This window comes from Geobacillus sp. YF-1, from assembly GCF_052692335.1.
The window spans coordinates 389,058-409,184 of the sequence record NZ_CP199850.1 but is presented as its reverse complement, the minus strand read 5'-3'; the positions used below and the strand labels follow the sequence as shown (position 1 = coordinate 409,184).

Annotated in this window: 14 protein-coding genes, 1 pseudogene and 1 CRISPR repeat array; of the genes and pseudogenes, 4 read left to right on the top strand and 11 right to left on the bottom strand. The window is 45.6% G+C overall.

The window, feature by feature from the left end:
* The first annotated feature begins 12 nt into the window (after positions 1 to 12).
* Both ACTVIM_RS02025 and ACTVIM_RS02020 read left to right on the top strand, forming a co-directional pair.
* Positions 13 to 429: an Rrf2 family transcriptional regulator gene (locus ACTVIM_RS02025; RefSeq protein WP_033020211.1), complete on the top strand. Its 417-nt coding sequence runs from the start codon at positions 13 to 15 to the stop codon at positions 427 to 429.
* Positions 430 to 507: 78 nt separating this feature from the next.
* Positions 508 to 1,383, top strand: coding sequence for an SDR family oxidoreductase (locus ACTVIM_RS02020; protein ID WP_033020213.1), 876 nt, complete (start codon positions 508 to 510; stop codon positions 1,381 to 1,383).
* Between the two features lie 470 nt (positions 1,384 to 1,853).
* On the opposite strand, the gene ACTVIM_RS02015 is transcribed toward ACTVIM_RS02020, so the two are convergent.
* The 10 genes and pseudogenes from ACTVIM_RS02015 to ACTVIM_RS01970 all read right to left on the bottom strand — a co-directional run bounded on the left by ACTVIM_RS02015 (position 1,854) and on the right by ACTVIM_RS01970 (position 13,604).
* Positions 1,854 to 3,329: an alanine/glycine:cation symporter family protein gene (locus ACTVIM_RS02015; RefSeq protein ID WP_445613480.1), complete on the bottom strand. Its 1,476-nt coding sequence runs from the start codon at positions 3,327 to 3,329 to the stop codon at positions 1,854 to 1,856.
* A 214-nt stretch (positions 3,330 to 3,543) separates the two neighbouring features.
* A complete protein-coding gene (locus ACTVIM_RS02010) occupies positions 3,544 to 4,806 on the bottom strand; it encodes an RAMP superfamily CRISPR-associated protein (RefSeq protein ID WP_445613479.1) in 1,263 nt (420 codons plus the stop codon).
* Positions 4,807 to 5,211 carry a hypothetical protein gene (locus tag ACTVIM_RS02005; protein WP_445613478.1) on the bottom strand — a complete coding sequence of 135 codons (405 nt, stop codon included), beginning with the start codon at positions 5,209 to 5,211 and terminating at the stop codon, positions 4,807 to 4,809.
* A complete protein-coding gene (locus ACTVIM_RS02000; RefSeq protein WP_445613477.1) occupies positions 5,208 to 5,993 on the bottom strand; it encodes an RAMP superfamily CRISPR-associated protein in 786 nt (261 codons plus the stop codon). Before ACTVIM_RS02000 ends, ACTVIM_RS02005 begins: the two co-directional genes overlap by 4 nt.
* Positions 5,980 to 6,783, bottom strand: coding sequence for a type III CRISPR-associated RAMP protein Csx7 (csx7, locus tag ACTVIM_RS01995; protein WP_445613476.1), 804 nt, complete (start codon positions 6,781 to 6,783; stop codon positions 5,980 to 5,982). Before csx7 ends, ACTVIM_RS02000 begins: the two co-directional genes overlap by 14 nt.
* Positions 6,784 to 6,799: 16 nt before the next feature.
* The gene (locus ACTVIM_RS01990; protein ID WP_445613475.1) at positions 6,800 to 8,296 is read right to left on the bottom strand and encodes an RAMP superfamily CRISPR-associated protein; all 1,497 of its coding nucleotides are present in this window, start codon (positions 8,294 to 8,296) and stop codon (positions 6,800 to 6,802) included.
* 11 nt (positions 8,297 to 8,307) lie between these two features.
* Complete coding sequence (locus ACTVIM_RS01985) at positions 8,308 to 8,943, bottom strand: RAMP superfamily CRISPR-associated protein (RefSeq protein ID WP_445613474.1); 636 nt, start codon at positions 8,941 to 8,943, stop codon at positions 8,308 to 8,310.
* Positions 8,921 to 10,510, bottom strand: coding sequence for a Cas10/Cmr2 second palm domain-containing protein (locus tag ACTVIM_RS01980; protein ID WP_445613473.1), 1,590 nt, complete (start codon positions 10,508 to 10,510; stop codon positions 8,921 to 8,923). The genes ACTVIM_RS01985 and ACTVIM_RS01980 overlap by 23 nt, the downstream gene beginning before the upstream one ends.
* 20 nt (positions 10,511 to 10,530) lie before the next feature.
* Entirely contained in the window at positions 10,531 to 12,246 is a 1,716-nt protein-coding gene (locus ACTVIM_RS01975) for a hypothetical protein (RefSeq protein WP_445613472.1), read from the bottom strand.
* A gap of 223 nt (positions 12,247 to 12,469) precedes the next feature.
* Positions 12,470 to 13,604 (bottom strand): annotated as a pseudogene (locus ACTVIM_RS01970) (IS701 family transposase).
* A gap of 526 nt (positions 13,605 to 14,130) precedes the next feature.
* Here ACTVIM_RS01970 and istA point away from each other — a divergent pair.
* Entirely contained in the window at positions 14,131 to 15,636 is a 1,506-nt protein-coding gene (gene istA / locus ACTVIM_RS01965) for an IS21 family transposase (protein ID WP_445612379.1), read from the top strand.
* Complete coding sequence (istB, locus tag ACTVIM_RS01960; RefSeq protein ID WP_445612972.1) at positions 15,633 to 16,385, top strand: IS21-like element helper ATPase IstB; 753 nt, start codon at positions 15,633 to 15,635, stop codon at positions 16,383 to 16,385. The genes istA and istB overlap by 4 nt, the downstream gene beginning before the upstream one ends.
* A gap of 86 nt (positions 16,386 to 16,471) precedes the next feature.
* Positions 16,472 to 18,242: direct repeats of the CRISPR family, unit length 30 nt; unit sequence GTTTCAATCCCTCATAGGTACGATAAAAAC.
* Positions 18,243 to 18,662: 420 nt separating this feature from the next.
* Here istB and rlmD read toward each other — a convergent pair.
* Entirely contained in the window at positions 18,663 to 20,039 is a 1,377-nt protein-coding gene (rlmD, locus tag ACTVIM_RS01955; RefSeq protein ID WP_445613471.1) for a 23S rRNA (uracil(1939)-C(5))-methyltransferase RlmD, read from the bottom strand.
* Between the last annotated feature and the right edge of the window lie 88 nt (positions 20,040 to 20,127).

The window sequence follows — 20,127 nt, the reverse complement described above, 5'->3', positions numbered from 1 at the left end:
GGTGTTTTATTAATGAAACAAATTAGTACACGGTTTTCGATAGCAGTGCATATTCTTTGCCTGCTTGCGATCAGCTCAACCGATTGCACCGGGGAGTTTATCGCCCGCAGCGTCAATACGAACCCTGTCATCATCCGGCGAATTGTGGGCATGCTAAAGAAGGCCGGGCTTGTCGAAGTGCGGCCTGGCGTAGGCGGTGCTTCGCTGCGGAAGCCTCCGGATGACATTACCCTTCTTGACGTGTACCGGGCGGTCAACGCGACCGAAGTGGATCAACTGTTTCGCATCCATGATGCTCCAAATATCGAGTGCCCGGTCGGACGAAACATTGAGGCTGTGCTACAAACGGAACTCAAAGAAGCTCAATTCGCCATGGAACAGCGCCTAGCGCAAACGACTGTGGGTCAACTGGTTGCCAAATTTCAATAAAAAGCTCTTCAAGGGCTTTTTTACACCACCGTTGTAACCAAAATAGTTACAACAAATCCCCAAAGGAGGTTCAGCACAATGAAACTGTTAGTCACCGGCGCCACAGGAAAACTCGGCGCGAAAGTGGTCGAGGCGCTGCTGAAATCCGTCCCTGCCAACCAAATCGCCGTCAGCGTCCGCCAACCGGAAAAAGCCGAACATTTGCGTGCTCAGGGAATCGATGTTCGCTGCGGAGACTTCGACCGTCCGGAAACACTGAACACTGCTTTCCAAGGGATCGATCGGTTATTGATCATCTCGACGGATGGCGATAATGAGACAAGAATCCGCCAGCACACAAATGCAGTCGAAGCAGCCAAGCGCGCCCAAGTCGGATTCATTGCGTACACAAGTCTGGCGAAGGCAAATGAAAGCCGGCTCTCCCTCGCCGAGGTGCACCGAGTCACGGAAGAAGCTATTATCAAAACGGGCATCCCGTATTCGTTGTTACGCAACAACTGGTACTTGGAAAATGAAATCGGAACCATTCAAGCTGTTTTGGCAGGAGCGCCTTGGGTAACGTCGGCGGGCGCAGGAAAAGTCGGCTGGGCTCTTCGCCAAGACTACGCGGAAGCCGCAGCTGCCGTGCTGGCAGGAAACGGCCATGAAAACACCATCTATGAGCTGTCCGGCCCACTGCTGACTCAAGAACAGCTAGCGGACGCCCTCGGCGCTGTCCTAGACAAAGAAGTACCGGTGCAACAAGTAGATGACGCTGCTTATGCTGACATCATGAAAAACGCCGGTCTGCCGGAACCGCTCGTGTCGTTTCTCGTTGACATCCAACGCAGCATCCGGGAAGGCTCCTTAGAAGTCGAAAGCAACGATTTCGAAAAACTGCTCGGCAGACCAGTGACGCCGATCAACGAAGCACTGACGCAAATCGTCCATGACATTCGGAAAACAGCCCATTGATTCCCACCAAAACCGGCCGCCCGGCCGGTTTTTCCACATGCATCTCCCTCGCTCCATGTTCCGTTTGATTTTTTACCATCAAAAACAGTGGGGGAAAACAGACGAAAAGCCCTGATGACGACAAAATCGCATCGTATTCGCCGGTTTCAATGACGACGAACAGCTACATCTTGTATAGGAGGCTGGTGATTTAATCGTGGATACCGCTTTACAATGTTATTTCTCAATTAGAAAAACCTTGTTACATCGGTCCTGCTTTTCCGCTCATTCTCCCATTGATGAGAGGAATCAGCGGTTTTTCACCGGCCTTATAGGAATGAGAACAGGAAGATGGATCCTTTCATCTCTTGTTCGCAATGCACAAATCGGAAGGGTGTCCCAAAAAATGGAACACCCTCCACTTCAGAAACATTGATATTCACCCACTAGGCAGCCTAAACACAGACTTCTTCGGCAAAGCAGCCCTTATTTTATAAAGCTTCCTTTTTCTTTTCTTCGGCTTTCTTATACCCATTTTCCCAGAACGTCGCGTTTTTGATTCCGTATTTTGACGCATTGAACGCTGGATCTTTGCCTTGCTTCAATTGTTCTTCGTAATCTTTCAAGGCAAGATAAGCCGGTTTAAACAACAATAAAATCGCGATTAAGTTCAGCCAGACCATGATGCCGAGCCCGGTGTCGCCCATGGCCCACGCGGTTGTCGCCGTTTTGACCGTTCCATAGAACGTGGCAGCCAAAAAGATGATTTTTAAAGCCAAAAAGGCAATTCCTCGATGTTTGCCACGCACAAGATAGGCGAGGTTGGTCTCAGCGATATAGTAATAGGCGTACATCGTCGTAAACGCAAAGAAGAAGAGAGCAATCGCGACAAACGCCGATCCAAATCCCGGAATCAACGTATCAACCGCAGCCTGCGTATAGCCAGCGCCCGGTTCGACTCCCTCGAGATGGACAACGATCGGTTCCTTTGTTTTTTCATTGATGACATTGTATTGATTGGTAAATAAAATCATCAGCGCAGTCGCCGTGACGACTAAGAATACATCCAAGTAAATCGAAAACGCCTGCACCAGCCCTTGTTTGGCCGGATGCGACACTTCGGCCGCCGCCGCCGGGTGAGCGCCTGTCCCTTGACCGGCTTCATTGGCATAAAGACCGCGTTTGACGCCCCACATGACGGCTGACCCGATAATGCCTCCAAATACTTGTTCCGCTCCAAATGCACTTTTAAAAATCAAACCAAAAACCTCAGGAATTTTTTCGAAATTCACCGCAATGATCGCAATAGCGACCAACAAATAGCCAACGGCCATAAACGGAACAACGATTTCCGCCGTCTTCGCGATTCGCTTGACCCCTCCAAAAATCGTAAAGCCAAGAAGCGCAATGACGATTATGCCTGTCACCAGTTGCGGAATGCCAAACGCATTGTGAAAGCCATCGGCAATCGAATTAGCCTGAATTCCCGGCATTAACACCGCCATGGCAAGAAGGATGGCAGCGGCGATGACGACCGCAAACCATTTCCAACCAAGGCCTTTTTCAATATAGAAAGCCGGACCACCTCGGTACTGTCCATCTTGCTCTTCTTTGTAAATTTGCGCCAGCGTGGATTCGACATACGCCGTCGCGGCCCCAATAAAGGTAATGACCCACATCCAAAAGACGGCGCCCGGCCCTCCGTAAGCGATCCCCGTCGCCGTCCCGGCGACATTCCCTACCCCAATGCGGCCGGATAACGACATTGTCAACGCTTGGAATGAAGATACTCCCGCATCAGAACCCTTCCCGGTCGTCACAAGCCGCACCATTTCTTTCACATGACGAATCTGCAAAAACCGGGTGCGAATACTGAAATACAACCCGCAAAACACGATAAAGAGAATTAAGAGAGGGCTCCATAGTAACTCATTCACCGTCTGGACAAGTTTGTCAATCAAATTCATCCCTCCTCATTGATTCAGTTGCTTTTGTTGTATAACACACGGCTAAGCTATATTATAAATATCGCATATTTCTGTTTCAATAATTTTTTATAATAGTTTTTTCTATATTTTCAGAATAAACATTCCCGCTCTTATTTTATGAGCGTAGAAGCAAGACATTTCAATCCTTTTGGGACACCATCCAGCAAAAAGTTCATTCACCATCAATGTTCTTCTACTTCTTCTTTCCCTTAAAATGCTCTTGAAGTTTTAACAACTGCTCATGCAGACTCGTATTTCGAAATGTTTCTCCGGTATACGACTTCCTGTTCGGTTTTTCCTGCGTTTTTCGGACGTTATCCGTTGATCGCTTGATCGGCTGTGCTTGTGCTTTTGATTCGCTCTCCTTCGCTCTATTCTTCAATTCGGAATAGCGATATACCTTTTCCCGCTGTGAACCGTATGATTTTTTGCCATCAAATTTTTTGATATCTATTAACTCATAATATTTTTGAAAATTCTCTTCATACCGATTGGTGGTCTCACGCAACAGCTCTTCTTTCCACGTGGCATCGTATGCATTGGTAGCGTCGAGTTGCAAATAATAACTTTTGTCTTTCCGCAAAATTCCCTCGACTTCAAAACGCACCCGTCCGAGCCCTAACGGCTTCCCTTTGCCAATTGCATGATAGTATCCTTCTTTCAATTCCAACAAACGAATGACATCTGCAAGTTCTTCTTTTGTCAATTTGGAAAACTCGATAAAAAAAGTATACTGCGTTCCCGGGAAAATGGCATACTCCGTACTGTTGTTTCTGCTTAATCGTGCGTTTGGGTGAAAAAATTCGCCCACATTAAATGATGAAACTCGTTTTATAGACCCGACTATTTTCATTTTGTTGGAGACATGCTGTAAGCGGCCTGCTAAATATACCTTTCTTCCTAAAAAATACTTTTGACCATTCTTCTCCATTTGTAAAGGTGGATTTTTTTTCGGAGAGTACAACTGATCCATTAGAATTGGTGCACCGTAAAAAGTACCTTCCACCACCGTCGCTTTAGAAAATTTAAGCTTTGAACCGAGCGCCCAAGGGATTCGCCCTTCAAACTCTTCTGTTTTGGGTACATCTTTTTCTGCTGCCGCAAATCCAAATAAATGCGAAACAGGGCAATGGCTAAAAATCGTAGAATTCGATATTTTCCATTCTTCTTTTACAAAGCAGCTGTCTGATTCCGGTTTAAATACAGCGATCGTTCCATTCCATAATATTTCCGCTGCGCTGCGCAACGCTCCACGAATCGATGAACCCGGAATCGTTTGCCCTCTTTTGCCTTGGGCAAGGCGATCGGTTTCTTTTACTTCTATTAACGGAGTGATGACCGTCATTTTCACTTTCATAGAGCCAGACCAACGTTTTTCATTCTGATTGGACTCAATCGATTTTTTCTCAATCGGAGAAGAGATCGGAATGAAATCATATGGCTGCACTTTGTCCATCTAAAGCACCCCTTTCCATCGCATAAACTCACCATATTGTTCCGACTCGTAATATTGAATTAACAGTTTTCGATCTCCACCTAAGACGCTCTTATCGAGAAAAAATGATCGTTGTCCACCTATCGTAAGCGGAATATACTCCCCTTCTATAAGATCGAAACGATCGGTTATCAAAACAGCTCGATACTGGTCAGGACATGCACCCGGTTTGACGTATAGTTCGAATAACTCTCCGAAGATGCGTAGAGATAAAAATGATGTTGGCAGTTGGATCCCCATTTGAATCTGTGGGAGCTGATCAACCATTTCCACGTATGTGAAAAGCAAATCATGCCGCCAACGTTCGACCAAAGCACTTAGCTCTTCGTACGTGCACGTTTTGGCCCAAACTCCCGCTTTGCTCATGTGATCACCTTTTCACTCAACGTTTTCAATGCTTGGACTCCTTGCTTTAGCCACTGAATGCTTTCATTCAAATCATTATTTTCCCATACTTGAAAAAGCCATTCGCCCTGTTTTTTCCAATACTGTCCTTGGATTGGAAGATCAACGTTGTCAATCGTTTTCAATTGCTCTCCTTCTTTGTTGTACAAAACAACGGTTGTTTGAATGTTTTGGAGCTTGACATATCCAAATCCTCTGGCCGTATTCCCTCCAAAGGCGATTTGTCCCTGCTTCAATTCACGTAAAAATAACGCAATAATCCCTAAGTGAACAAGCGCGGCATTTTCAATCGTAAACTTCATATGAAACGTTTGACCTAGCGCAATGCTTTCGAATTCCAACGGAATAAGCGGAATTTGCTTGATTCGGTCAATTGGCGTAATATGTTTCCTAGTCGTTGCTGTTTTAGGAATATAGGAATCAGCAAACCAAATCCGCCCGTTTTTAGCAGCTTTCCCCCTTTCAGGAGGAACACAACCAAATAAATCGTTCAAAATTTCCGTGCGTTGGGCACAGTCACCGAAAACTTCATTTAACACTCGATAGGCAAACGAGCTACATACCCCGCGCAAACTGCTGCCAGGAATGATAAAAAAGCTCTGATCGCTCGTCTTTAGGCTCTCATTAAGTGTTGAGCGTTCCTTGTTCTCCTTCTTTCTCCCACCAATATACAACGCAGTCTCTGTCAGGAGCGTGACATTCCACTCGATGCGATGATATAAATGACGATTAGGAAGCCTCATCTTCTTCAGCTCCTCTAAATAAATCGCTTAAATACTTCTCTAGAGGAATCGTTTTGAATGCATCCTCTTCACCTAATAACATGCGCAATGCTTGTTTCCGATTATTTGGGGAGAAGTCCATTGTCTTCACATGTCCAAAAATATATTCCAGTTCTCCTAAACCGCGAGCTTGCAATCCCCCGAGGCGAATGTAGTTTTTCATCAATTGCAAAAGAGCAAGCCCGAGCACTTTCTCGTTTTCTTTCGTCATATTTTCTGTTTCAATGCGGAGCGTAAATTCCTGCCCTGCCTCGACATATTCGTAATCGAACTTGGCCGTTCCGCTAACAACATTTGTCTCACGGTCAATTTGAATGCCATCGCGCACCATAGTTTGATCCGCCAATACGACATTAGGGATATATACTTTTGAGGCAATGGCTCCCATCCCATACGTGCGACAGACTGGGCAAATTCGTTTGTAAATCTCTTCATACGCTTCCTCTTCACCATATTTTTCAATTATATTGGCGATCTCTTGCTTTAGTTTGATCGTACATGAAGCATTCTTTTCTAAGAAGCAAATGGCTTCATCACCGATGATATGGTATAGTTTTTCGCTAGTGCTTCGCAGCACCCCTTTAATCGATGAACCTGGTATGTAAGGTAAGCCATCTTTTGTGCGGATGATTGGCAAGTCTGTGTCGGTATCGCTGTCATAACCGCCTCCAATGTGAAGTGGCGTTTTTAGTTTTAATCCGATTGTAAATATTTGTTTATTTTCTAGTTTTGAAAAATTTGGGTAATGCATTGTGATATCTCCCCTCTTAGCCATTGTGATGTATATCATAATAGCCGATCACATATCGCAGGAACGCTTTTGCTTTTTCCCCCGCTTTTTTCTCTCCGTCTCGCTCCCTCCATTCATTTACGATGTTGCGCAAATGTTCTCCAACCATTTGTTTATTGCCGTCAAATTCAATTTTTCTTTTCCAACCGTTTTTCGATTTACGAACCAAACGCTTTTCAATATAGCAATCGGGACCTTTCCCGCAAATTTGCTCCACTATCTTTTCGGCAGCATACTGTTGAAGTTCATACAGCTGCGACTTCTTAATCACCGATTCTATTTCTTTTGCAAACTTCTCGGCTTTTTCAAGCACTTTACTATCAAAGGCCACTGTTTCACTCACATTTGTATCCTGTGTCACGTTCACGTTGCGTTTCGGTTTGTCCCCAATCCAATGATTGACGATGACTTGGCCAAATCCTTCCTCCCTGCGCTCGCCAATCCCCTTTTCTTCTAGGGAGATCAACAAATCTACAAGGGCTTTCTGCTCTTCAAATGTTAAGTTTGTAAACTTAAATACGTGAATGGTTCCTGGTTTTAGCACCCATTCGGCTTGTTTCGGCAAATTCCATGCGCTGTTCCATCCGTGACGCATAGAACTGACTCCCCAACTGACAACCAGTTTTCCCTTTTCGCTAAACAGGTCTTTAAGCGGCTTATGCTCGTCCTCATCACAGATATGGGTTTCCCAATCGATCGCCATCGCATAACGTAAAAACCGATCAAGCAAAATTAGCGGAGAGATAGAAATAAGCGCAATATACCATGTTCCATGTTCAAAATCTTCATTGCCAATCAGCATATTGTACTCTTTTATTCTCTTCCATAGATCTTGGCGAATGCTCTCCTCATCTTGCTTGGGTTCTTGAAATGTCACTCTGACTTTCCCGTAACCGCTCGATCGCTTTTTTCCAATATAGCATGTAAACGAAATATCGTCCCCTTGACCGGTTTCATTTAATAGCTGCAGCGCCTCTCGCGGGAGGGTGGCACGCGCCGTAAATAATGTCCCCTCGGCAATTGCACTTAACGAATACAAGTAACCATGGCGTGCGGCATTTCGAGTGGGGCTAACCGAGATGTTCACCGCTTGATTCAATACAAGATAATCATTGACAATCCCTTGCTCAGCAGGCAACAAGGAATCATTTTCATTTACTTTCAAACTAGTAAGCTGTTGCCTAATGTAATCGGCTAAAATACTTTTCTTTTCTTGCGTACGTTTACTATAAAACAAATCGGCTGTTATCAATTCCGTCCCTTCCGGCAGCGCATCACACCAACGCCCTTGTTGGAATAACTGCGATGTAAGCGGATGGTCAAAGCCAATCCGATTTCTCCATTCTTCGGCGACCGCTCCTCGTAACGTGCTTCCTGGAATAATAATCGTTGTATCCCAATGTGTCTCGCGATCAGGCATGGAGGCAATTGAGATCGGCTGCAGCGCCTCGATAACGACGTTCCATTTCTCCATAGCAACCTCTCCTATAAAAGCAATTGTTGGATTTTTTCTTTGATGGCTCGCTCATCATAGTAATCCGTTCCAATTTTCAGCGACAAAATGTTTGTTTCTCCTTTCCCAAATCCTGTGGACTTGCTTCCGCCAAATGATGTTGTATTTAAAATCGCCAATAAGAAATAAGCTAATTCTGCAGAAATGCTTTCTTCTTTCTTCAGTTCTGCATATCCTTCAACCGTTCCATAGAAACGTTTATTTGCTTGTAACATTGCAACTTCTTGAACTCGCAACATTTTCGTTTTTGCTGCTTTCCGGAAGCGGTCGATCGCTGTGGAGGCTTGTACCATCAGCGCAGCATCGTTTTCTTCTTGAAGCAATAAATCGGAAAAACGAGCCCAACCCTCGATCCCACTTTCACCAAAAATGTCCTTTTCAACTTCAGCACTTATATTAGGAAAAAGGTGCATAAGCCGTTGAAATGTATAGCGAATTCTTCCTTTCGCCGTCGTTGCTGGTATAGTAATTTTCTCCCGACGTGCATTGTCCATTCTCGTACGGTACGCGTTGTCAATAATTCCGTACTTTCCTTGTCCCGACCCGATGCAAACGGCAAACTCCGGTTTAAACGAGTAGCAAATCTCAATTTTTTGTACCTTCGTCATGATTCATCCCCACCATTTGGACGATGTCATATAAATCAAACAAGTCGAGGAGCGGCGAGTATATAGCTCCGTTATAAACAAACGGAAAAGGCGTTTCTTTAAACATTCCATGCCATTCGTCAAAAATTTTTTTTATGTCCGCACTCATTCGGGCGCGCCATTTCAACCATTCAAATCTCATTTGATAGTCGTTGTCTTCGCGTAATATTTCATATAAGACTTCGATTTTCGAACGCGGAAACTTGGCTGCTTTAAGCTTTGAAATCACCGTTAACAATTTGTCAATGCTTTCGTTATGCTCGCGATCAACCATATATCCATTCATACGAACATATCGATTTTCTAACGGAACTCCTGTTCTTATGGAAGTGTTTTCATAATATTTAATTGTTTCAACACCTTGAACAGTTGAATCTGTCAATATCATAAAATCAATGGCACTCTTATTGGCATACTTTTGCTTTGCGCGATACATCAGATCGTACGACATTTGGAACATTCGATAAAGTGGATAACCAATATGAGCAATAACGACACCGGCTCCCATCATCACTCCTCTTTGATGAGGGGAACCGAAAAAAGCATTTCCCGTTAATCGCTCAAACGTTTGAATAAACGTATTCGTATAGGCAAGAGCAATTTCACCGGGCATAATGGCGACAAAATCATCCCCGCCAACCATTGCATAATCAACCATATAATCACTAAATGTTTGTTGAGCGATGGCTGCTGACTGTACAATGCAATCATGCACCGTTTCACTATATGTCTTATATCTTTTCACAAATTCATCATCGTCTTGCCCTTGGAGATTATCCAAAATCGTCTGGCGGAAAAGTGCACCCAGTTTCTTTCCATCAGCATAAACAAACCCTATATAACGACTCGTTCGCTCATCGCTCCCAAATATATCCGCAATTTTCCGAACCCATGTGCTGCCCTCTTTCCCTTTTTGCTCGATCAATTTTCGATGAATGTCCATCAGTCCTGTCTCTTCATGAATTCGAGCCATTTCCCCTTTTGAATACTTTTTTAAATTCTCAATAATTTTGTCTACTCGATAAGCTTTCTTATAACAACTTAAACACAACATGATTTTCTTGCCATCAGGCATATCGTAATGCTTCTCAGCCGGTCGTTTCGCACAGCCCTCGCAACGCTCTACTAATGGAAAAAGCGGGAGAAGCGGCATGACTTTTTTATCTTTCTCCTTTTCTTTCACCCGAAGCATCGCTTCAGCCCGCTCAAGCCACGCTGCAATGAATTCCCCTTCACGCCTTTCGACAACAGCGATGGATAGCGTCACCTCATCCGTATGTTCTAAATACGCTTTTCTAAGCTCATATTCATACGCTTCCGCTTCCTGTTTTGTGCGAAATAAAACTCTTGCTTCGCCGCCCCCTAAACTTAATACCGTTCCATGAAATCGAGCTGCAATTTTTCGCGTTACATGCAAATTTAAATAGTCCAATAATGCACTCGCACCGCGAATAAATTTATATCGTGTATTAGAAAATATATAAGACAATACGTTGTTCGTATCGCTTACAGCAACATATCGATACATCATGCAGCATCACCTTTCTCCTAAACCGTTAGAAAAATTTGCAAAATAACTAAAACGATGCAAACAAACAAAATGCTCCTCCCTAAGTAGACTGATTTTTTCGAAAAACGCCGAATACATTGAGGAAAGGAAAGAAACATAAATACATAAGCAATAATAATCACTGCCAAAACCGTAGCGATGATGTCGAACATTCCCCCTATTATTGAATAATCTGCAATTTTTTTCGCCAGCCAACTTAACTGTTGATCCTCACTGTCAACAGCAATGATCCGATTCATGCCAAACAAGCCAGTCAAACCAGCGAGAACAGTCAATAATTTCAGTTCAGCCGATTGATTTTTATTTTCATACTCTATCAATCTTTGATTGAGTTCTTGCATATCTTGTTTCACCGATCCATACAGCACGTTCGTCCCGAACATTTGTTGATAGAATTTCCAAAGTTCTAACCCTTGTATTTCATTCGTTAAACGATCAAAAATGAAATATTGGTTTAAATTGTAATATTCATCAATAACACTTCTTGCTTTTTCAATTTCTCTGTCATCTTTATCAAATGCTTTCAGTCTTGAAAATCTACCTAAAATTTCCTGTAACTCTTCACGGTAGTATAATTGCAGAAGCACTAAAATCAAGTAATGATTGCAATGGTGTTGGTATAAGATGTCACCGACAAAATCACCTTTCTCTCCTTTGCCTTCATAAAAAGGAGAGTGGGAAGAATTCAGAACCGTTATAGCTGCATAGTCAATCGCTGTATAAAATGTTTGTTCGTTGCTCCAGCGTTTGTACGTATGATCACGCACAAATGATTCGATAAACGAATCTGTACCTCCGCTTTCTCCTTCTTCATCATCGACGGAAAGCAGCGTATATAATTCTTTATCCGTCCACTGGGTTTTGGACGAATCCACTTTAGCAACGAATCCATGCACAAATGCCACTGGTTCACGCAACAAATGGCTGTTTTGATGGTTTTCTACAAACTTCTCATTCTCTTCGGATAAGCAACGGCTTGCAATAACAAACTGGCCGTTTAAGTGGGGTTCCGTGTGCAAAAATTCATGAACATACTCAAAAAACAACCGCTGTGGTCCTTGTTCATCACTTACAAGCAAATGATTCTGCGCAGGATACTTTAGATGATTGTGGCGAATACGGTTGACAAACCTAGTCCAATCTGCAACTGTCAATTGCCCGTTTGTAAAATCGTTTAAATTGACGTCAAATTGCCGATTCTCATGCAAACTTAACCGCACAACCAAAAAATGGCTGTTTTGAAATTGATACAATTCCGTCGCAATCCACTCAAATTCATACGATGGAAAATCCTCAGTTTTTCCTCCATCCACTTTGTATGCTTGAAACACGCGTGGCTGCCTTGTCCCTTGATATTGATAGACCTTCATCCCAACGTCATTTTCATAGTTTAAATTCGAAAAAAGTACATGATGAACATTTGGATGGAAATACTTAATTACTGACTCTTCTGGCAACACTTTATATTCCGTGGAATAAGTTAACGGATAATAATATGTAGGTGAACGTTCTTCGTTCTTTCCGGTTAGAACAGCTTTCCAATCACCGCCTACAGTCACGTTCTTTGTTTGCCATTTAGTACGCAACGAATATATCAAATGAATTACATTGTGACCAAGAGTCCTATCCTTTAGACTTATTCTATTATCAGGATCATTTATATGCTCTTTTTCGACTTTATTTTGTGACCCCATACTATTCCCTCCAAACGACTTGACTAGTTTCCTTATAATAAATCCCCATCTTTATGCAACTATTCATTATTTTACATGAGAAGTGCTCGTTTTTCCATAATTTTTAATAGTCTTAATACCCAAGACCAACTTAATACATCTAAGATTGTTTCTTTCAACTACTGTAGATGAGCATTTTTCATTACAGTCATTTCCATTCCCTAAGAGACAAACAGGGGACCCCTTAGGCAACATGGAGCTGTTTTTTGATCACATCAATGGGAATCTCTTGCTTTGCGGTGTCATCGATGAACTCGACGACGCTGTGTCCTTTCCGAGACCGAAGAAGCTCCGGCCCGGAAGAGAGGTCTTGTTGAGATTCCGCGATGCTGGATGCGCAAGCGAACAGCACCACGACCCCATCACCGCCCGAACGGCAAACGCGGTACCACCTGACTTCAGCTGGTCTTTGGCCTGCCGGAAAACGCATTCGATCGTCCAGCGCTGGGCATCGTAACGCAAGATGTCTTCGTCACTCAGCTCCCGGTCGGTGTCGAAGACAACATGGAGATGATCCGGTGTCATCGGTTCATCCGCCTTCCAAGCCAGCAGCACCACCGCGTCATCAAGACCGTTGAGCGCGCCTTCGCAGCGGTAGACACGATAGCGCTCGCTCCCCACCGTGACGAGGCGGGTGTCGTTGGGCTCGATATAGCGGGCAAACTCCTTCGCTTGAATGGCGATGCCTTTCGGGTAGAGAATCCGGTTCGTCTTGAGCATAGCGATGACATGGAATCCTTGTTTCAAGCAGGCTTCGATGAGCGCTTGGGACGGATACTAGGAATCCATGAGCACATACACCGGCTGAGCCCACTTCCCCTTGAGCGAGGAAAGCATCTCGATCGCTAGGTCGATTTTGCTTCTTCCCGCCGTCTTGTCATACAGACGAAAGGCGAACGGAAACGCTTGCGAGAAGGTATGCACCATCAGCCAAACAAGCGAGTGCCCCCAGACCCATTGATGATCGCTGTGAGAGAAAGGCCAGTCACACCCTTGAATGGCGTGGACAGCCCGTGACGAAGGCTTCGTTTTTTGGCAAATGGATCATCCATCGAAACAAAAAGGGGTTGATTCTCCTGTTTGGCGATTCGCTGGATGCGATGAAGGATCCATGGCTGGAGTTTGCGAGGCAACGTCTCTTCATCCCGAGGGCTTTTCCTGAAAAAATGGGTGAGCGTGGTTCGATGATTGGGATGAAAACTCCAGTGATGGACATCGGTCAATGTTCCCGAAAATCCCTTGGTAGTCAAGGCATCCACAATATGAACGAGATGCTTGATGACCGGTTTCGAGAAATAAAGCGCCAATCCCAGCGTCATGAAAAATTGGTGGATTCCTTGATGATGTGCTCATCGATTCCTAAAAGACTGGTGAAAAACCGCTGTCAAACACCAATTGGAGGCATTTTCATTCAGAAAAGAAAGCCGATTCTACGAGGTTTCTCTAATTGAGAAATGGGTGGAACTCAGCAGTATTTTGCACGAAATCACCGGCCTCCTAAGACATGAATCTCCTTGTTGGTAGTTGACAGTACATCCATTCTAACCAAGGAATCGGGTTCATGTCTCCTTTTTTGTTTAATTGTAAATTTATGTTAGCTAATTTACTCATCTAAAGTAAATATTTTGAAATCCTACCCGACCACGAATGTTTCAATTCCTCATAGGTACGATAAAAACCTAAAAGTATTGTCTCAGCCTGTGATTGTTTAGTGCAAAATGAAAGTACAGAGTTCTGCAACAAAAAAGTGCAGAGCTTCATGGCATAAAAAAAAGGCTTGCCAGCTCCTAAAATTCCCTCTACTGTTAAGGTTGTGAAGAACAAAACAGTGGAGGTAAAGAAAGGATGCTAGCAATGCCTGAAATTCATCATATCAAACATTTGCGTGAAAAGAAAGGGTTATCGCTTTCCGAAATTGTCCGCAGGACGGGATTTAACTGGAGAACAGTCAAGAAATATGCGGATGGAGACATTTCGGTCAGACAAAAAATAAAGAGAAAACGGGGAATGATGGAGGAAGAAGGATACGGTCAAATCATTGATGACTGGCTGGAGGAGGACGCCAAACTGCCAAGAAAACAACGGCGGACAAGCAAGAAGATGTACGAACAATTAAAGCAGGAACATGGCTTTAAAGGGTCTTATCGAACGGTTTGCGCCTACGTTCAAAAACGAAGACCTCAGCTTAAGCTGGAGAAGGAACAACGTTACGAGAGGCTGGAACACCCTCCGGGGGAAGCGCAGGTGGATTTCGGCACCATGTCCGTTGTGACGAAGGAGGGAAAAGAGGAAGACCGATCAATTCTGATTTTGAGCTTTCCGTACAGCAACGCCGCGTATGCGTATCCATTGCCGGCGGAAAACAGCGAATGTTTTCTTCACGGGCTCACTCAGCTCTTTCGACAGGCCGGAGGCGTCCCGAGAAAACTGCGCATCGACAATTTGGCGGCGGCGGTGGTTTCGATTCGAAAAGGAGGCGAACGTCAATATACTGAAGCATTTGAGCGATTCCGGCTTCATTATGGGTTTGACGTACAGGCATGCAATCCGTATAGCGGACACGAAAAAGGGAATGTCGAACGGAAAGTTTACTATACTCGGCAACACTGCTTTGTCCCTGCTCCGTTGATCGAGGGGGATGAAGAACTGACGGAGTGGCTGCATCGCAAGATGATCGAAGATCGAGCCCGCCCCCACTATGAAAAAGGGAGAACCATTGAGGAATTATGGCAGGAAGAACAAAAGGAGTTGCTTGTCCTGCCGGAGAGAGATCTCCCGATCTTCTCCTTCCACCACGCCAATGTCAATAAATACGGGGAAGTAACGGTGGATGGGGAGGCGTTTGTGGTTCATGGGATCCCGGTCCCCAACCGTGTCCTTGTCAAAAAGGAATGGGATCGTTTCATGGTTTTGTCCCAAGAAGGGGAGGTGTACCTGGAAGCGCCAAGGCCGTACACGAAAAAGCAACGGGAGCTCCCTTGGAAGGACATTTTGGCGGAATGGGCGCAAAAGCCCCGGGTGGTGGAGTATTCGCGGTTTCGAGTTTACTTACCGGAGGCCATTAGGAAATACTTCATGGAACAACCGAAACAGACGGCATCACGCATTCGAGGGGTGCAGAAGCTGCTGGACCGGTACACCGTCTATGAGATCGCTCAGTGGCTTGACAAGTATCAACGGTGGGATTTGGCGCCCCATGAGATCGGGGTGTTGATGGAGGCGAAGCGTTCGGAGTATCCCGCGAAATGGGAAGAAGCCTATACCCCTTCCGTTTTCGTCGACTATGAAACCGATTTACATGTGTATGATCAACGTCTTTGTCCGTCAAGGGAAGGGGGAAGCCGGGCATGAAGATGGATGTAAAAGAGATTTGTAAAGCCCTGCATTTGGCGTACATCGCGGATCGATTCGAGGAGGTGGCCTACGAGACCAAGGAACAGTTTTTGCGTGATGTGTTGGCGTTGGAGCTGTCGTTCCGTCAGAAAGCAAAACAGGCTCGATTGATCAAGAAGGCGAAGTTCCGGGAGTTGAAATGGCTCAAAGATTACGAATGGTCGGATCAGATTCATTGGCCGACCACGACCTCGAAGGAAGAACTTTGCGACCTTCGCTTTTTGGAGCAAAAACAGAACGTCCTGCTTTTAGGTTCGCCGGGAACAGGAAAAACCCATCTCGCCACCGCATTAGGATTAAAAGCGTGTGAACGGGGCCATGAAGTTCGGTTTTTCCGTGTCGCCGATCTTGTCGCCCAGCTCGAAGAGGCGTTAAAAGACGGCACCCTCGGACGGCTCAAACGGCAAATCGACACATGCGAGCTGTTGATTTTGGACGAACTCGGCTATGTACCTTTCCAAAAGCAGGGGTCGGAACTGCTGTTTCACATCATTGCCGATTGTTATGAACGAAAAAGTGTCATCGTGACATCGAATTTAGAGTTTGGACAGTGGAATCGAGTGTTTGGGGACAACCGCCTGACGGCAGCGCTGGTGGATCGTTTGGTCCATCACGCCCACATTCTCGCGTTTACGGGTGAGAGCTACCGCTTGCGGCATGCGCTTTCTGCCGTTCAGTCGCTCCCTTCTCACTCGGTTGAAAGGTAAATTCATTGAGCCGGCAAGCCTATGTATTTTTTCTTGCAATTCTCTGCACTTTTTGCTTGCAAAAAACATGTGATTTCATATCAGTGGTTTCAATCCCTCATAGGTACGATAAAAACTCAAACGGCGTCGGCTGCTTTGGCTCCTCTTTTGGGTTTCAATCCCTCATAGGTACGATAAAAACGAACACGATTTTTCCTTTTCCTTCGTTGCCGGGGTGTTTCAATCCCTCATAGGTACGATAAAAACGACGAAAGCGGACAAGTAGGGGAGGAAAACTGGTGGAAGTTTCAATCCCTCATAGGTACGATAAAAACTGATGAAAAAAGGACATTTGCGGATTTTCGAGATTTGTTTCAATCCCTCATAGGTACGATAAAAACCGTCAGCCGGATCAAGAAAACCCAAGAGGAAATCGATGTTTCAATCCCTCATAGGTACGATAAAAACGAGGTCGATGAGGAAAAGAAAGCACAGCTTGAAGAAGTTTCAATCCCTCATAGGTACGATAAAAACTCACTAAACTCAAAAATTCCAAGAGCAATACAAAGAAGTTTCAATCCCTCATAGGTACGATAAAAACCGAACATCGCCGTAAAGATGGATTCTCATGATGATGTAGGGTTTCAATCCCTCATAGGTACGATAAAAACCGTCAGCCGGATCAAGAAAACCCAAGAGGAAATCGATGTTTCAATCCCTCATAGGTACGATAAAAACTTTTGAAACGTACAGGAACAACGAAGGTGGACTATTGTTTCAATCCCTCATAGGTACGATAAAAACAATCATGAAGCTCCCCCCAGCAACTTGCGGACAGCGGTTTCAATCCCTCATAGGTACGATAAAAACCGTTAATATTGGCGGTTAGAAGAAACGACCTTGATTTGCGTTTCAATCCCTCATAGGTACGATAAAAACGCCGTTTAGCCCGATCAATATACACAGGCAGCTTAGTTTCAATCCCTCATAGGTACGATAAAAACCGAGGCCGTATGATTTTGTGGATCAGGATACTGGTGTTTCAATCCCTCATAGGTACGATAAAAACTTAAAATGGTCGGATTTTGAAGAAGTTGATGATGGAGGTTTCAATCCCTCATAGGTACGATAAAAACCTTATCCACTCCCGATCATCCATTTTCCATTTCACGAGTTTCAATCCCTCATAGGTACGATAAAAACTCTTTACACCTTTCTATTTTCGCTTTCATTTCACAGTTTCAATCCCTCATAGGTACGATAAAAACTCTTCTTTCGGGTTTTTGACATTTCGAATCACTACAGTTTCAATCCCTCATAGGTACGATAAAAACCTGTCGAGCCTGACGCTCGTGCTGCCAATCACGAGAATGTTTCAATCCCTCATAGGTACGATAAAAACTCTAGGTCTTTTTCCATGTCTTCTAGGGTCACGCGCATGGTTTCAATCCCTCATAGGTACGATAAAAACATGCCTGCCGGAACGGCGTTCTTGGTCAATCCGGCGTTTCAATCCCTCATAGGTACGATAAAAACGAATTGCGAAAAAGTATGGAACAACAGTGCAAAACTTAGTGTTTCAATCCCTCATAGGTACGATAAAAACCTATTTTGACGACTGGTTTGGTCGGTGATGTTTCAAAGATGTTTCAATCCCTCATAGGTACGATAAAAACCAACGGTCGGCGAGTGCCGTCACTGCGGTGCTGAACTGTAGTTTCAATCCCTCATAGGTACGATAAAAACCATCTCGGAACAGTCCATTGGTTCCGACTGCACGATGTTTCAATCCCTCATAGGTACGATAAAAACCAACCGTTCGTGTAGACAGCGCAACCGCTGTAAATGGTTTCAATCCCTCATAGGTACGATAAAAACCCCCCAAAAGGCGTTGTTATATCAAGCTTTTCCCTTAAACGCCATCCTCAGAATAACACATTCCGAAGATTCTGTCAATCCAGTTCATTCGTCATGGCTGTAGGGATCAAGCGATCAAAATCAATGTCGTCGACCCCCTGGGGTTTTTGCACGATTGGAGGTCGACGACAAGTGAATGGATCGGCCATTTGCGCTTCGCTTAGAGAAGAGGCTTCAAGCGATTGGAGAGCGTGCATCATCCGCTTTTTCTGCTTCCCTTTGTTCCGAAGGTATTCATTCTCACCACCACTGACCCAATTCGTTGATGATGGCTGACGGCCTTCCTCGCTCGCCTGCTCAGCGGTCGGTCGGACTGTCCATTTCTTGAGGCGGACACTTCTTTTGGACAATGACGTTCAATCGAGATCAGTTGTTTGACGTTTACATCCGCCATTGCAATTTCGCTACGCACTCCACATGCGCCGTATGGGGAAACATGTCGACCGGCTGGACTTCGATCGTTTCGTAACCCCCATCCTCTAAAATGCGCAAGTCGCGGGCCAAGGTGGCGGGGTTGCACGAGACGTAGACGACGCGCGGCGGCTTCATGGCGATGATCGTCTCAAGAAGCGTGGCGTCGCAGCCTTTGCGCGGCGGGTCAACGACGAGACAGTCAGCCCGGATACCTTCCTGATACCAACGCGGGATGACGTCTTCGGCGGCGCCGACTTCGAAGGTGACGTTTTTGATACCGTTCAGCTCGGCGTTGCGCTTGGCGTCTTCGATCGCTTCGGGGACGATTTCGACGCCGTAGACATGCTTCGCCTTTTTGGCTAAAAAGAGCGAGATCGTGCCGATGCCGCAGTAGGCGTCCATAACCGTCTCCGTTCCGGTCAGCTCAGCGTATTCGAGCGCTTTGTCGTACAACACTTTCGTCTGTTCCGGGTTGACTTGATAAAACGAGCGGGCGGAGATGGCGAATTGGATGTCGCCGATGCGGTCGGTGATGAACTCGCTTCCCCATAACACCTGCGTGTTGGCGCCGAAAATGACGTTCGTCCGCTCGGGGTTGATGTTTTGCACGATCGATTTGACGTCCGGAATGGCGCGGAGGATGTCGCGGACGATCTCTTGTTTATGAGGCAAATGGCCGGTGCGGGTGACGAGCACGACCATCACCTCGCCTGTTGCCGCGCCGTAGCGGGCGACAATATGGCGGAGGACACCGCGGTGGGTGAGTTCATCGTACGGCAGGACGCCGTAGCGCGCGGCGATCCGTTTCACCGCTTGGACGACGACGTCGTTTTTCTGCTGCTGGATGAGGCAGACGTCCATGTCGATGATTTCGTGGCTGCGCTCTTTGTAAAATCCGGCGACCAGCCCCCCTTCGCGCTCGCCGACCGGCACTTGCGCCTTGTTTCGGTAGCGCCACGGGTTCTTCATCCCGATGACGGGATGGACGGTGACGTGTTCTAGCTTGCCGATGCGGGCGAGCACTTCTTTCACGTGCTTCTCTTTCGCCTTCAGCTGGCCTTCGTAGCTCAGGTGCTGCAGCTGACAGCCTCCGCATTGACGATAAACAGGGCACGGGGGCTCGACGCGGTCGGGGCTCGGTTCGTACAGCTCGATGAGACGGCCGTACCCGTATCCTTTTTTCACTTTGATCACCTTCACTTTGGCCCGCTCGCCAGGAAGCGCGTTTTTCACGAACAACGGAAAGCCGTCCACTTTCGCCACGCCGAGCCCGTCATGGGTCAAATCGGTGAATGTGACGTCATAATAGTCGTTTTTGGCGACTGGTGTTTGTTGTTTCGCCATATCGTTCCCCTTTCTGCCGATTCGTGTAAAGTTAGCGTTCCCTTCGGAGGCTGGTGATTGACTCGCACAACCGCTTTCTAGGAATCAT

What these genes read in the sequence shown, in the direction of transcription:
- ACTVIM_RS02025 (WP_033020211.1), top strand. Translation starts at nt 13, where the DNA reads ATGAAACAAATTAGTACACGGTTTTCGATAGCAGTGCATATTCTTTGC.
- ACTVIM_RS02020 (WP_033020213.1), top strand. Translation starts at nt 508, where the DNA reads ATGAAACTGTTAGTCACCGGCGCCACAGGAAAACTCGGCGCGAAAGTG.
- ACTVIM_RS02015 (WP_445613480.1), bottom strand. Translation starts at nt 3,329, where the DNA reads ATGAATTTGATTGACAAACTTGTCCAGACGGTGAATGAGTTACTATGG.
- ACTVIM_RS02010 (WP_445613479.1), bottom strand. Translation starts at nt 4,806, where the DNA reads ATGGACAAAGTGCAGCCATATGATTTCATTCCGATCTCTTCTCCGATT.
- ACTVIM_RS02005 (WP_445613478.1), bottom strand. Translation starts at nt 5,211, where the DNA reads ATGAGCAAAGCGGGAGTTTGGGCCAAAACGTGCACGTACGAAGAGCTA.
- ACTVIM_RS02000 (WP_445613477.1), bottom strand. Translation starts at nt 5,993, where the DNA reads ATGAGGCTTCCTAATCGTCATTTATATCATCGCATCGAGTGGAATGTC.
- csx7 (WP_445613476.1), bottom strand. Translation starts at nt 6,783, where the DNA reads ATGCATTACCCAAATTTTTCAAAACTAGAAAATAAACAAATATTTACA.
- ACTVIM_RS01990 (WP_445613475.1), bottom strand. Translation starts at nt 8,296, where the DNA reads ATGGAGAAATGGAACGTCGTTATCGAGGCGCTGCAGCCGATCTCAATT.
- ACTVIM_RS01985 (WP_445613474.1), bottom strand. Translation starts at nt 8,943, where the DNA reads ATGACGAAGGTACAAAAAATTGAGATTTGCTACTCGTTTAAACCGGAG.
- ACTVIM_RS01980 (WP_445613473.1), bottom strand. Translation starts at nt 10,510, where the DNA reads ATGTATCGATATGTTGCTGTAAGCGATACGAACAACGTATTGTCTTAT.
- ACTVIM_RS01975 (WP_445613472.1), bottom strand. Translation starts at nt 12,246, where the DNA reads ATGGGGTCACAAAATAAAGTCGAAAAAGAGCATATAAATGATCCTGAT.
- istA (WP_445612379.1), top strand. Translation starts at nt 14,131, where the DNA reads ATGCTAGCAATGCCTGAAATTCATCATATCAAACATTTGCGTGAAAAG.
- istB (WP_445612972.1), top strand. Translation starts at nt 15,633, where the DNA reads ATGAAGATGGATGTAAAAGAGATTTGTAAAGCCCTGCATTTGGCGTAC.
- rlmD (WP_445613471.1), bottom strand. Translation starts at nt 20,039, where the DNA reads ATGGCGAAACAACAAACACCAGTCGCCAAAAACGACTATTATGACGTC.